This is a genomic window from Streptomyces sp. NPDC059743 (assembly GCF_042732975.1).
In the GTDB taxonomy this organism is placed as follows: domain Bacteria; phylum Actinomycetota; class Actinomycetes; order Streptomycetales; family Streptomycetaceae; genus Streptomyces.
In genome coordinates, this window is sequence record NZ_JBHWGS010000001.1 from 1 (window position 1) to 13,100 (window position 13,100).

A 13,100-nucleotide genomic window follows, 5' to 3' on the forward strand; every position below is an offset into this window, starting at 1 on the left:
TGTTTTTTGTTTTTTTTTTTCGTGGGCGTGCCCCTCTCTCTTGAGCGGGTATCCTCCGTGCTGGGGGTTCTTATCTTTGCCGGGGCCCCCGGCGGGGGGGGGGGGCCCCCCCCCCCCCCCCCCCCCACCACCGGCATATCCGCTTACGGTCGTCCCGCTGCGTGTCGCCGGCCAACGGCGGCTGCCCACAAGGGAGATCGGGGGTGTGCTCGTGCGGATCGGACTGCTCACGGACGGTGGCTATCCGTATGCCACGGGTGAATCCAGACTCTGGTGCGACCGGCTCGTACGCGGGCTCGCACAGCACGAGTTCGACATCTACGCGCTCAGCCGCAGCGCGCGGCAGGAGGAGCGCGGCTGGATAGAGCTGCCGCGCCGGATCCAGCAGGTGCGTACGGCGCCGCTCTGGGCGCCGGCGGACGACGGCCGTGGTTACGGGCGGCGCGACCGGCGGCGGTTCGCGGAGCACTTCGGACAACTGGCCGCCGCGGTCTGCTCGGACGCGGCGGAGGGCGGCCCGGGGAGCGGCTCACGGGACGGCTCCGGCTCCAGTGATGGCTCACGGGACGGTTCGGCGGAGCGCGCCGATGGCTTCGCGGCCGGGCTCTACGGGCTCGCCGATCTCGCCAGGGAGCGCGGTGGTCTCTACCGCGCGCTGCGCTCGGAGGCGGCCGTACGGCTGCTGGAGTCCGCCTGCCGTGCGCCCGGCGCACGCCGGAGCGCGCACTCCGCGACCGTGCCCGACTTCCTGGCCTTCGCCGACCGGCTGGAGCGCGCTCTGCGCCCTCTGTCGCTGGACTGGTACGACGACGCCACGCTGGGCGCGGTCGATCTCTGCCATGCCGCCTCCGGTGGATCCGCCGCTCTGCCCGGGCTGTTGGCCAAACGCTTCTTCGGCGTACCGCTGCTGGTCACGGAGTACGGCGTCCAGCTCAGGGCGCACTACCTCGCGAGCGGTGGTACGGAAAGCGCGATCGGTGGTACGGGCAGCGCTCCGGCGGGCGCCGCGCCGCTCGGCACGCCCGTCCGCGCGCTGCTCGCCGCCTTCCACGGACGGCTGGCCGCCGAGATCTACCGGCAGGCGGATGTCATCACTCCCGGCAACGCCCACGCCAGACGGTGGCAGGAGCGGTGCGGCGCCGACCGCGCCAAGCTGCGGACGGTCTATCCGGGGATGGAGGCGGAGCGTTTCTCCGAGGTGGGCCCGGCGGCGGGCTCTCCGGGCGGCTCTTCGGCGGGCTCCGCGGTGGGCTCCGCAGGCGGCTCCGGCGACGGCGATCCGGGCACGCTCGTCTGGGTCGGCAGGATCGAGCCCGCCAAGGATCTGGTCTCGCTGCTGCACGCGTTCGCGGCGGTCCACGCGGCGGAGCCGGGCGCGCGGCTGAGGATCGTGGGCGCGCCCGCGCAGGGCCCGGGAGCGGAGGCGTATCTCGCGCACTGCCGGGCCCTGGCCGCCCAGCTCTTCCCGGACGAGGCCGTCGACGCGCACACCGCGGGCGACAATCCCGTCTCCTTCGAGGAGATCGGCGGCCCCGAGACGCCCGAGCTGCCCGACGCGTACGCGGCGGGCGGTGTGGTCGTTCTGTCCAGCGTGGTCGAAGGCTTTCCGATCAGTCTGGTCGAGGCGATGTTCTGCGGACGCGCGACGGTCTCCACGGATGTCGGCGCGGTGGTGGAAGTCATCGGCGGTACCGGGCTGGTGGTACCGCCGCGCAATCCCAGGGCGCTCGCGGATGCCTGTATCGCGCTGCTGCGCGACCCGGAGCGGCGCGAACGGCTCGGTGAGGCGGCGCGCGCCCGCGCACTGGAGCTCTTCACCGTCGAGCAGAACCTCGCGGCGTTCGACGACATCTATCTGCAACTGATCTCGCACGCTCCCGTACGGCGGTCGGCGGACGACGTGCCCTTCGCGCACCCGGCCGAGATGTACGCCCCGGTCCGCTGGAGCGCCGACCGTCCGGAGCGTGAGGTGCGTTCCGGGCATGAGGAGCGTCCGGGGCGTGAGGCGCGCTCGGAGCGCACTCCGGTGGGTGTGAGGGAGAGCGATGTCTGACGAAGTCACTCCGCTGACCACGCCGTTCGCCGGGCCTCCCGGCGGCCGGCGCGGGAGCGGCGATCCGGTCAAGGGCCTGCTGCACCGGTACCGGGAGCTGTGCGAGCGAGCCGTCGATCCGCTGGAGATCGCCGCCGGTCTGGAGGCCCACGGGATCACCGACCGGACCGCCGCCCGCTTCCGGCACCGGGATGTCTTCTCGCTCGCCGAGGAGCTGTACGCGCGCGTGCCACGCGGAACGGAGCGCACGGACGGAACGGACGGTGCGCACGGGCCGATCGCCGCCGATCCGGCGCGCGGAACCCACGTAACCCACCGAACCGGCGCGCGCGCCGGATGGTGGTGGGCGGCGATCACACTGCTGCCCGGAGCCGTGGCCTGTCTCACCCTCGCGGAGCTCGAACGCAGCACTGGACAGCGCCAGCTCGCGATAGGCCTGGCGGGTGCCCTCGCACTCTCCGGCGCGCTCACCGCCTGCCTCCGCCGAGGGCCGCTGCGCGCCGAGGGCCGCCCGGTCCCCGCCGCAGGCCTCTGCGTGTACTGGTTGCTGGCCTATCTGCTGTGCGGTGACGGACTGCTGGACGAACTGGTCACCGGAGGTCCCGACGGACCGTGGCCCGCGACCACGACACCGCTCACCGCGCTGGCGTGCGCCGTCGCACCGGCCGCCTGGTGCGCCCATCTCTTCTCCGTACGCGCCCGGCGCCGCCTCGCGGAAAGCCATGGACTGGCCGAGTTCACGGCCGGCGCCCGGCCACTGCTGCTCGCCCTGGCCGGGCTCTATGTCTGCGTCCTCACCGCTCTCACGGCGACCGCGAATCTCGTTTTCGACGAGGATGGCGGGCTCGCCTCCACCGTCGCCCTCGGCACGCTCCTCCTGCTGGCCCGGCTGCTCACGGTCCACGGCTTCGCCGGCACCGCGGCCACCGGACTCGCCGTGGCCGCCGGCGTGGAGGCGCTGTCCTGCGCGTCCGTGCTCGCGGGCCGGCTTCCCGGACTTGATCCGCTCGCCGTCCCGGTCACCCGGGCGGTCGAGATATGGGGCTCCTCGGCCGTGCCCGCCCTCGCCTGTGGAGCCGCCGCCCTCGGACTGCTCAGCCATGCCGCCGTCGCCCTGTCCCGGGCCTCGGCGCACATAAGACCTCAGCACTTCTGACCTCAGCGCCTCCCCAAGCCTGTCCCCGCCACTCGGCGACACGACACAGCGACACCGCACAGCAACACGCACAGCAACACGATGAAGGAGACACCAGACATGACCCCGCTATCCCCAGCACCGGCCTCCGCCAAGGCCTGTCGGCACGGAAGGGCACCGCGATGAGGGTCCTGCTGCTCGGTGCCAACGGTTTCCTCGGCCGCTTCGTGGCCGACCGGCTGCTCGCCGATCCCGCCGTGCACCTCACCGCGCTCGGCCGCGGCGACGACGCGGACGTACGGTTCGATCTCGCGGGCGGCAGCCCGGGAGCCCTCACCCGCTTCCTGGACGCCGTCCATCCCGGAGTCGTGATCAACTGCGCCGGCGCCACCCGTGGCGGCGCCCGCGAACTGACCAGGCACAACACCGTCGCCGTCGCCACGGTCTGTGAGGCCCTGCGCCGCAGCGGCTGCGGGGCGAGACTCGTCCAGCTCGGCTGCGCCTCCGAGTACGGTCCCTCGCAGCACGGCTCGTCCACCGCCGAGGACGCCGTGCCGCGCCCGGGCGGCCCGTACGGCGTGAGCAAGCTGGCCGCGTCCGAGCTGGTGCTCGGCTCCGGGCTCGACGCGATCGTGCTGCGGATCTTCTCGCCCGTCGGCCCGGGCACTCCGGCGGGCTCTCCGCTCGGCCGGCTCGCGGAGGCCATGCGCCGTGCCATGCAGGCGGGCGACGGCGAGCTCAAGCTCGGCGGACTCGGCGTACAGCGCGACTTCGTGGACGTACGGGACGTGGCGCGCGCCGTGCACGCCGCCTCGCTCTCCGCCGCCCAGGGCATCGTCAACATCGGTACCGGCCGGGCCGTCAAGCTCCGGGACGCCGCCGCGGTGCTGGCGAGAGTCGCGGGCTACGCCGGAGCCCTGCACGAACTCGACATGCCGCCGGGACCGATGCGTCCGGGCCACGCCACCATCGGCCCGCCGCGTGGCGAGCAACTGCCGGAACACATCGGCGCGGGCCCGTTCCCGTATCCCGACGGCTGCGGCGGCTGGCAGCAGGCGGACGTACGCACTGCCCGCGACCGGCTCGGCTGGCGGCCCCGGATCAATCTGGAGGAATCACTCGCGGACATCTGGATGGAGGCGGCGTGCCGTATCTGACCGCCGCCGGCCACCGCCCGCGCGACGGCCCGTCCGAGCCGGGGCCCGGCCGTCGGGACTGACTCCCGGCCGCCGGGACCGACTGCCCGGCCGCCTGGGCTCGCTGCCCGGCCACTGGGACGAGATCATCTCGCGAGTCGGACCGGGTGTCTCGGAATGACAAGGGCCGTGGCAGTGTTGCAGGGATAAGAACCGTACTGATTCATCGACCAACCCCCTGTTGAGGTCCCTGTGTCGCTGCCACCCCTGGTCGAGCCCGCTGCCGAGCTCACCGTTGACGAGGTCCGCAGGTACTCCCGTCATCTGATCATCCCGGACGTCGGGATGGACGGGCAGAAGCGGCTGAAGAACGCGAAGGTGCTGTGTGTGGGTGCCGGAGGTCTCGGCTCCCCGGCTCTGATGTACCTGGCCGCGGCCGGTGTCGGTACGCTCGGCATCGTGGAGTTCGACGAGGTCGACGAGTCGAACCTGCAACGCCAGATCATTCACAGCCAGGCCGACATCGGCCGGTCGAAGGCCGCGTCCGCGCGTGACTCCGTCCTCGGTATCAATCCCTATGTGAATGTGATCCTTCACGAAGAGCGGCTCGAAGCCGAGAACGTGATGGAGATCTTCTCGCAGTACGACCTGATCGTGGACGGCACGGACAACTTCGCCACCCGCTATCTGGTCAACGACGCCTGTGTGCTGCTGAACAAGCCGTACGTCTGGGGTTCGATCTACCGCTTCGACGGCCAGGCGAGCGTGTTCTGGTCCGAGCACGGCCCGTGCTACCGCTGCCTCTACCCGGAGCCCCCGCCGCCGGGCATGGTGCCCTCCTGCGCCGAGGGCGGTGTGCTGGGCGTGCTCTGCGCGTCCATCGGCTCGATCCAGGTCACCGAGGCAATCAAGGTGCTCACGGGCGTCGGCGAGCCGCTGGTCGGCCGGCTGATGATCTACGACGCCCTGGAGATGCAGTACCGCCAGGTCAAGGTCCGCAAGGATCCCGACTGCGCGGTCTGCGGCGAGAATCCCACCGTCACCGAACTCATCGACTACGAGGCCTTCTGCGGTGTCGTGTCGGAGGAGGCCCAGGAGGCGGCGGCCGGTTCGACGATCACTCCCAAGCAGCTCAAGGAGTGGATCGACGACGGTGAGAACATCGAGATCATCGATGTCCGGGAGCCGAACGAGTACGAGATCGTCTCGATCCCCGGCGCCAAGCTGATCCCGAAGAACGAGTTCCTGATGGGCACCGCCCTGGCGACTCTGCCGCAGGACAAGAAGATCGTTCTGCACTGCAAGACGGGTGTCCGCAGCGCGGAGGTGCTCGCGGTGCTGAAGTCGGCGGGCTTCGCGGACGCGGTGCATGTCGGCGGCGGAGTGATCGGCTGGGTCAACCAGATCGAGCCGGCGAAGCCGGTCTACTAGTTCTGTCAGTTCTGTCAGCTCTGCCGAAGGGGCCGGTCCACCATCGTGTGGACCGGCCCCTTCTGCGCATTCCGTGCGTTCTACGCGCAGCTCTTGCCGGACGCCGGGACCTCGCCGCGCAGGAAGTAGTCGTCCACCACCTGGGTGATACAGCGATTCCCGGTGGTGTACGCGCCATGGCCCTCACCTTCGAAGGTGAGATGGACACCGACGCCCTCGCCGAGCTCCGCGACCATCCGCTCGGATCCCTCGTACGGAGTCGCCGGATCGCCCTTGCCGCCTATCACCAGGATCGGGTCCGCGCCCGGCGCCGCCACCTCCGGAGCCTCGTGCTCGCCCGCGACCGGCCAGCGCGCGCACCAGCCGGCCAGGTCCCATGCCAGATACGGGCCGAAGACCGGCGATACCTCGCTGAAGTCGGCCAGCAGCCGGGACCTGACCTCGGCCGCGTCGACCCGGCCTTTCGCGTCCGCGCAGGAGATGGCGCGCTGGGCGTGGTGCGAGACGCCGTAACGACCGCGCGCGTCACGGTCGTTGTACGAGTCGGCCAGCCGCAGCAGTCCGGTGCCGTCGCCGTTCTCGGCGCCCTCCAGCGCGTCCGTCAGCTCGGGCCAGCTCTTCTCGCCGTACAGCGGGCTGATGATGCCGGTCAGGGCGAGGCCCTGGGTGAGCGTACGGCCCATGGAGGTGGGCAGCGGCTCGTGGTCCAGCCGGTCGAGCAGCTTCACCACGCGCGCGGTGCCGCTTCTCGCGCTGGTGCCACGGCTCTTGAAGTAGTTGTCCAGGGCGCGCTGGAAGCCGAGTGCCTGGTTACGGGAGTGGCCGATGTAGTCGGCCGTCGGATCGATCACCGCGTCCAGCGCGAGCCGCCCGACCTTCGACGGGAACAAGTGGGCGTAGACGCCTCCCAGTTCGGTGCCGTACGAGAAGCCGAAGTAGTGGAGCTTCCGGTCGCCGAGCACCTGGCGCAGCAGATCCAGGTCCCGGGCGGCGCTGGTGGTTCCCACATACGGCAGTACCCGTCCCGAACGCTTCACACAGCCCGCGCCGAACGCCGCCGAGTCTTCGAGGAAGATCTGCTCCTCGGCCGGAGTGTCCGGAGTGGAGTCGATACGGAGGGAACGTTCCGTCTGCTGATTGTCCCGGCACACCACTCCGGAGCTCTCGGCGACTCCGCGAGGATCGAAGCCGACCAGGTCGTACCGTGCGTGGAGGCTGCCGAAGAGACCGGCCGCGCCGGGCAGCGCGGCGACACCTGAGCCGCCGGGACCGCCGAAGTTGAAGAGGAGCGAGCCGATCCGGCGGTCCTTGTCCTTCGCCGCCGAGCGGATCAGGGCGATCCCGATGGTCTCGCCGGCCGGCTCGGTGTAGTCGAGCGGCGCCTGCATCGTGGCGCACTGCCAGCCGGAGCCGGGAGCCTTCGCGGCGCTGCCGCGTGCCTTCTCGGGAGCCGCGCACCGGTGCCAGCCGAGCGTCTGCCTTGCGAACGCGGCGGGCAGCGCGGGAGTCGCGGGACCGGCTCCTCCGGCCTCTCCTCGGCCGGCCGCGGGAGCGGTGGTGGCGGTGACCGGAGAGGCGGCCTTGGCGTCGGGCGGAGTGTCCTCCGCACCGCCGCCGCATGCGGTGAGGACGCCGCTCAGCAGCAGCGATCCCGCTGACAGCATGGACAGGACGGCTATCCGGAAAGGTCTGGGCATCGGGCAATTCAAGCCCGTCCGAGGAGGGAGGACAACCGAGGTCCTGGCCGGTGCGAGGGTGGCCGGCGTCGCCTCCGACCGGACACCGTCTGTCCGGACAGCGTCCATCCGGGCAGGGCCTATCGGCATACCGTGCCCGCGGCGGGCACTGTGCCGTTCAGCAGATAGTTGTTCACGGCGCCCTGCACACACGGGTTTCCGCTGTCGTACGAGCCATGGCCCTGGCCGTGGTACGTGATCTCGACGCCGACGCCCTTGCCCAGCGCGTCGGACATCGCCTTGGCGCCCGCGTACGGCGTCGCCGGATCACCGGTGTTGCCGATGATCAGGATCGGCGCCGAGCCGGGCGCGCTGACGTCCGGGTGGACCCACTGACCGGGCACCGGCCACTTGGAACAGCTCATCAGGCCCCAGCCCAGGAAGTCCCCGAAGACGGGCGACGCCTTGCGGAACTCCGGGAGCTTTGCCTTGGTCTGCTCCAGTGTGTAACGCTCCTTGGAGTCCACACAGTTGACGGCCGTGTTGGCCGCCTGGAGATTGCTGTACCTGCCGTACTCGTCGCGTCCGTTCATCGCGTCGGACAGTGCGAGCAGCAGCGCGCCGTTGCCGCCGTCGGCCTCGTCCAGTCCCTGTTCCAGATACGGCCAGAACTGCTTCGAATAGAGCGCCTGGGCAATGCCGTTGGTGGCCTGTGTCTGCGTCAGCTTGCGGTTGCCGATGCCCGCGACCGGCTTCTTGTCGAGCCGGGCGAGCAGTCCGGTGATGAAGCCCTCGATCTGCTTCGGTGTGGTGCCGGGCAGCCGGCAGGCGGGGCCGCGCGCCACACAGTCCTTCTCGAAGTTGTCGAGGGCGAGCTGAAAGCCCTTCGTCTGGCCGAGCGAGCCCTGTTCGGTGTTCTGGGACGGATCGACCACGGCGTCGAAGACCGCGCGGCCGACGGATTTCGGATACAGGTGGGCGTAGACGCCGCCCAGTTCGGTGCCGTACGAGATGCCGAAGTAGTACAGCTTCTTGTCGCCGAGGACCTGGCGCATCAGCTCCATGTCACGGGCGGCGTTGGTCGTACCGACATACGGGAGGGAACTGCCGGAGCGTTTCTCGCAGGCCGCCGCGTAGGAGGCGAGCCCTTGGGTGAAGGTCTTGACCTCGGCGGCGTCGTCCGGTGTCGCGTCCTTGGCGTAGTACGCGTCGAGCTGTTTGTCGTCCTTGCACTCCACCGGGTCGCTGCGGCCGACACCGCGCGGGTCGAAGCTGACGAGGTCGTAACGGGCCCGGAGCTTCTCGTAGTCCGCCGCGAAGGACGGCAGTCCGGTGATGCCGGAGCCGCCGGGACCGCCGAAGTTGAAGATGAGCGAGCCGATCCGCCGGGCCTTGTCGCGTGCCGGGGCACGGATGAGGGCCAGTTCGATGGTCTTGCCGCCCGCTTTGGCGTAGTCGAGCGGGACCTTCATCGAGGCGCACTGCCACTGGGCGCCACCGGGCAGCGGGGACGGTGCCGTACCGCCGCCCTCGGCGGTCGAAGGAGTCGGGCATGCCGTCCAGTGCAGCCGCTGGGAGGCCAGGTTCTTGGGCACGGCCGTGCTGTTCGCGTTGCCGCCGTTGAAGCTGGTGCCGTCGGCAGGGCTCCCGATGCCGGAGCAACCGGTGGCGGCCAGCAGGGCGGCGGCGGTGACAGCGGCGAGTGCCCTGCCGCGCCGGGTGGTGGAGGTCGGCATGTGCCCATCGTGCGCTCCGGCGCAGCGGGCCGCGCGGGGCAGCGGCCATGCGAGTGGCGTCGGGGGCGGGGCCGGGCCGGGCTGTGGACAGGACCCGCATGAGCAGGGCCTCGCAACGACGCCCTGCCCGCAACGACGGTCTAGAGCTCTCCTCGGCGGGTGAGATGGCTGAAGCACACCCAGCCCGGCAGCACCGGCAGCCACAGCGTCAGCAGCCGGTACAGCAGCACGGCCGGCGCGGCGATCTCCTTCGGCAGTCCGACCGCGATCAGTCCCAGCGTCAGCGCGCCCTCGATCGCGCCCACGCCGCCCGGTGTCGGCGCCGCCGAGCCGAGCGCGCTGCCCGCCAGGAAGACCACCGCGATGCTCGCGTAGCTGAGCTGCTGGTTGCCGTTGTCGAACGCCCGGATCGAGGCGTCCAGACACATCACGAACACACAGGTCAGCAGCAGCATCCCGCCGATACCCGTGAGCAGCTTCAACGGCCGCTGGAGCACATCGAGCATGCGCGGCACCACACCGGCGAACAGCGAGCGCAGCCGCGTCACCACGAACTTCCGCAGGAACGGGATCGCGGTCACGACCAGCACCAGCACCGCGACCGTCAGCAGACCCGCGATGACCGTCCTGGACGGAGTGAGCGAGGCCGACTTCTCCGTGCCCGTGAGATAGCCGAAGGACAGCAGCAGCAGGATGTGCGAGCCGAGCCCGAAGAGCTGCGACGCGCCCACGCTCGCCACCGCGAGCCCCGGCCGTACCCCCGCGCGCTGGAGGAAGCGGGTGTTCAGCGCCACACCGCCGACCGCCGCCGGAGCGACGATCTTGACGAACGAACCGGCGACCTGCGCGGCGACCGTCTTACGGAACGGCACCCGTTCCGGTACGAAGCCCAGCAGGCTCATCGACGCCGCGACATAGCTGAGGAGCGAGAACGCCGCCGCGGCGGCCACCCAGCCCCAGTGCGCCTGGCTGACGACCGTGTTGAAGTCGAGCTGTGTCAACTGCGTGAGCAGGAAGTACGCGGCGATGGCCCCGGCGATGAAGCTGATGAGCGTACGGGGCTTGATCCGCTCAAGCCGGACCGGCTCGACCGGTGCCTGCGGCCTGATCAGCAGCACCTGCCGGCGCATCTGGGAGAGCAGATCCTCCTCGCGCGCCTCGTCGAGCGCGTCGTCTATCGCCCGCTTCTCGGCCTGCTTCTCCGCGCGCAGGGACCTCCGTACGGCCTTGCGGTCACCGTCCTCGGCGGCGATGTCCGCGGCTCGCGCGCGCTTGTTCGTCTCGGACGCCGCGAGCACGGCGTCGCGCTCGCGCTGCGACCGCTCACGGGCGAGCCGGCGCAGTGTCGCGCGGGTGGAGCGGCTCAGTGCGATCGGCTGGAGCAGCGGCAGACAGTTGGCGACGGCGTCCGGGCCGATCACCTCCACGGCGGCGGCGACGGAGCGCTCCGCGCCCACCCGCAGGCCCATCGTCGTGAGGAGCTGCGCGGTGTCCATCCGCAGCACCAGGTCGCCCGCCGCGATCTCGCCGCCGCGCAGCTCCGCGAGGATCACCTTGCCGGAGCGGTCCACCACGAGCGCGTCACCGGTGAGCCTGCGGTGCGCGATACGGCGGGACTGGAGCGCCTTCACCTGGTGCCAGGCGTTCCGTACCAGCTCGTCGGTGATCGCCGAGTCGGGCAGCGAGTCCAGGGACCGCGCGCCCAGGTGCTCGTACACGAGCATGACGGCGTCGGGACCGAGCTCGGAGGTGGCGATCAGCTTCGGGGCGTTGGCGCCGGCGGCGATGGCCGCGTACGCGAGGAGCGCCTCCTGTTCGAGCGCCTGGCGCAGGGAAGGGATGGAGCTGCGGGTGGTGAAGGAGCGCAGGGTGAGCTGTCGCCAGACCCGGTAGAAGAAGCCCTGCGCCTGCTGTTCGCGGTCGACGACGGTCACATCGAGCGGCGGCCCGTCCTCCAGTGAGACCAGATACCGGCGGCCCCGGTCGCCCTGCTCGGCGGAGTCCGACGCCTCCTCGGCGCGCATCGCGCTGACCGGGCGGAAACCGACATGGCGTAGACCCGCCATCAAGTTCTGGCCGGTGGGCCGTACGTTGGGCGAGCCGACCGCGTAGAGCGTGCCGTACGCGACGCTCCAGCCGATCAGTACGGTCAGGGCGATCGAGAACGGAGTGGTGTAGCCGGCGACCAGCATCGCGAAGGCGTCGAGCAGCAGCACCACCCAGAGCACGACTCGCCAGCGTGGTCTGCGGGCCATGCCCACGGCGGTCATATAGGCGATGACGGGCGCGAGATAGCCATGGACGGGATCGGTGAGCCCGGCGCCGAGCTGGGGCCGGGTCAGCGCGTCCTGGATGGACTCCGGCGCGGACCTGGCGACCCAGAGGTCGGTGGCGAGTGTCACGCCGTGGGCCAGTACGGCGGCGAGAACGCCGTCCGCGATCCGCAGCCCGTCACGCTTGATCAGCCGCTCGATCGCGAACGCGACCGGGACGAGCAGCACGGCGATGCTGGAGACCAGTCCGGCGACCTTGACCATCAGGTCGGGCGCCTGGCCCGTGCCCTTGGAGATGTCCTGTTCCAGGCCGGTGGTGGTGCCGTGGGCGAAGGCGGAGAGGCCGAGGAGGAGCGCGATGGCCAGGACGCCGATCAGCAGCCGCAGCAGATCGGAGGGCCGGTGGACACGGGCCGCGAGGAGCGGTTCGTCGCCGGAGACGCGGTCGACGCGGGTGGCGCCGGTGTCACAGTCGTCGGGCGGGAGGTCATCGGGTGAGAGGGCTTCGGCCGCGATGTTCTTGGGCGCGAGGTCCTTGGACGGGAGGTCCTTGGACGGGACAGGCCCGGCCGGTAGGTCGTCGGGGCCGGTGGGCCGGTGTCCGTCGGCCTGAGGTCCTGCGGCCTGGGGCTCGGTGGTCACGCCGGCGCGGGCCCTCGGGGCTGCTTCCGGGCGCGGCTCAGCGCCGGAGGTGTCCGCCGTCGCAGTTGGCTGCACGGCCCGCTCCTCCACCGAATCCGTCTCTTCTTGATCTCGTATCACCAGTCACCGCCGGGACGATGGTGGCACGAGCCGACGACAGACGGGGGCATCAGGGTGCATTGCGGGGGCTCGGGGCGGGCGGAATGATCCTCTTTGTGGCCGTACGTACACAGGGTGACCGGCCGGACGCGCTCCGGAACGGCCCTGTTGCGGCGCCGACGGAGGTGTCGGTGGCGTGCGGCAGGATGGGCCGGATGAGGAACGACGAGGGTACGAGCGAGGGGAAGGACGCGGCGGCGGGCACGGGCCGGACCGATGGGCCGGGAGAGCTGCCCGAGTACGCGGAGCGGGTGCTGGACGTCGCCGAGCTGATCCCGTCCGGCCGTGTGATGACGTACGGCGATGTCGCGGAGTGGCTCGGCGAGGGCGGTCCGCGCCAGGTGGGCCGCGCCATGGCCCTCTACGGAGGTGCCGTGCCCTGGTGGCGGGTGGTCCGCTCGGACGGTGTGCTGCTCCCGGGACATGAGCTGGCGGCCCTGGACCACTACCGCGAGGAGGGCACACCGCTGCGCGAGGCCGCGCGGAGCGCCGAAGGGCATCTGCCGCGGCTGGACATGAAGCGGGCGCGCTGGGACGGCGAGGGCGCGGACGCCGACGAGGTGGCTCACATATGACAGCTTCCGCCATTCGGCCCTGCGGCGGGATGCGCCACGGGCGTGCTGAGGACCACACGAACCGGACGAAGACGCACACGACGGCGCGTGAACCGGCGCACGGCGGACTCTCCTGCGCGATGGAGCGGGCCGCGGCGCGGGCGGGAGTGCGGGCGCCGTCGCGGGTGGCGGACCGGCTGCGTCCCGGCCGCCCGGCGGCGTAGCGTCATCGGCACCCGTCACCGTCACTGTCACCCACGCCTCAGGCGTCACCGTCACCCGCGTCACCACCAGCACCTCTTCCA

Annotated in this window: 9 protein-coding genes; 6 read left to right on the forward strand and 3 right to left on the reverse strand. The window is 71.1% G+C overall.

The features are described 5' to 3' along the window. Positions 1-211 precede the first annotated feature (211 nt). From ACFV6H_RS00005 to moeZ, 4 genes are all read left to right on the forward strand, one after another. Positions 212-2,053, forward strand: coding sequence for a glycosyltransferase (locus ACFV6H_RS00005; protein WP_385537864.1), 1,842 nt, complete (start codon positions 212-214; stop codon positions 2,051-2,053). Then, entirely contained in the window at positions 2,046-3,209 is a 1,164-nt protein-coding gene (locus ACFV6H_RS00010) for a hypothetical protein (RefSeq protein ID WP_385536587.1), read from the forward strand. Before ACFV6H_RS00005 ends, ACFV6H_RS00010 begins: the two co-directional genes overlap by 8 nt. Before the next feature lie 161 nt (positions 3,210-3,370). After that, the gene (locus tag ACFV6H_RS00015) at positions 3,371-4,345 is read left to right on the forward strand and encodes an NAD(P)-dependent oxidoreductase (RefSeq protein WP_093595720.1); all 975 of its coding nucleotides are present in this window, start codon (positions 3,371-3,373) and stop codon (positions 4,343-4,345) included. Between the two features lie 231 nt (positions 4,346-4,576). Next, a complete protein-coding gene (gene moeZ, locus ACFV6H_RS00020; RefSeq protein ID WP_385536590.1) occupies positions 4,577-5,755 on the forward strand; it encodes an adenylyltransferase/sulfurtransferase MoeZ in 1,179 nt (392 codons plus the stop codon). 80 nt (positions 5,756-5,835) lie between these two features. On the opposite strand, the gene ACFV6H_RS00025 is transcribed toward moeZ, so the two are convergent. The 3 genes from ACFV6H_RS00025 to ACFV6H_RS00035 form a co-directional block, all read right to left on the reverse strand. Further along, positions 5,836-7,452: an alpha/beta hydrolase gene (locus ACFV6H_RS00025; protein ID WP_385536593.1), complete on the reverse strand. Its 1,617-nt coding sequence runs from the start codon at positions 7,450-7,452 to the stop codon at positions 5,836-5,838. Positions 7,453-7,571: 119 nt separating this feature from the next. After that, positions 7,572-9,167 (reverse strand): alpha/beta hydrolase, encoded by a 1,596-nt coding sequence (locus ACFV6H_RS00030; protein WP_385536596.1) that lies wholly within the window; start codon positions 9,165-9,167, stop codon positions 7,572-7,574. 140 nt (positions 9,168-9,307) lie between these two features. Further along, on the reverse strand, positions 9,308-12,157 hold the full coding sequence (locus tag ACFV6H_RS00035) for a lysylphosphatidylglycerol synthase domain-containing protein (RefSeq protein WP_385536599.1): 2,850 nt from the start codon (positions 12,155-12,157) through the stop codon (positions 9,308-9,310). Between the two features lie 239 nt (positions 12,158-12,396). On the opposite strand from ACFV6H_RS00035, the gene ACFV6H_RS00040 reads away from it, so the two are divergent. Both ACFV6H_RS00040 and ACFV6H_RS00045 read left to right on the forward strand, forming a co-directional pair. Further along, positions 12,397-12,816: an MGMT family protein gene (locus ACFV6H_RS00040; protein ID WP_385536602.1), complete on the forward strand. Its 420-nt coding sequence runs from the start codon at positions 12,397-12,399 to the stop codon at positions 12,814-12,816. Continuing rightward, complete coding sequence (locus ACFV6H_RS00045; RefSeq protein ID WP_385536605.1) at positions 12,813-13,019, forward strand: hypothetical protein; 207 nt, start codon at positions 12,813-12,815, stop codon at positions 13,017-13,019. The genes ACFV6H_RS00040 and ACFV6H_RS00045 overlap by 4 nt, the downstream gene beginning before the upstream one ends. The last annotated feature ends 81 nt before the right edge of the window (positions 13,020-13,100 follow it).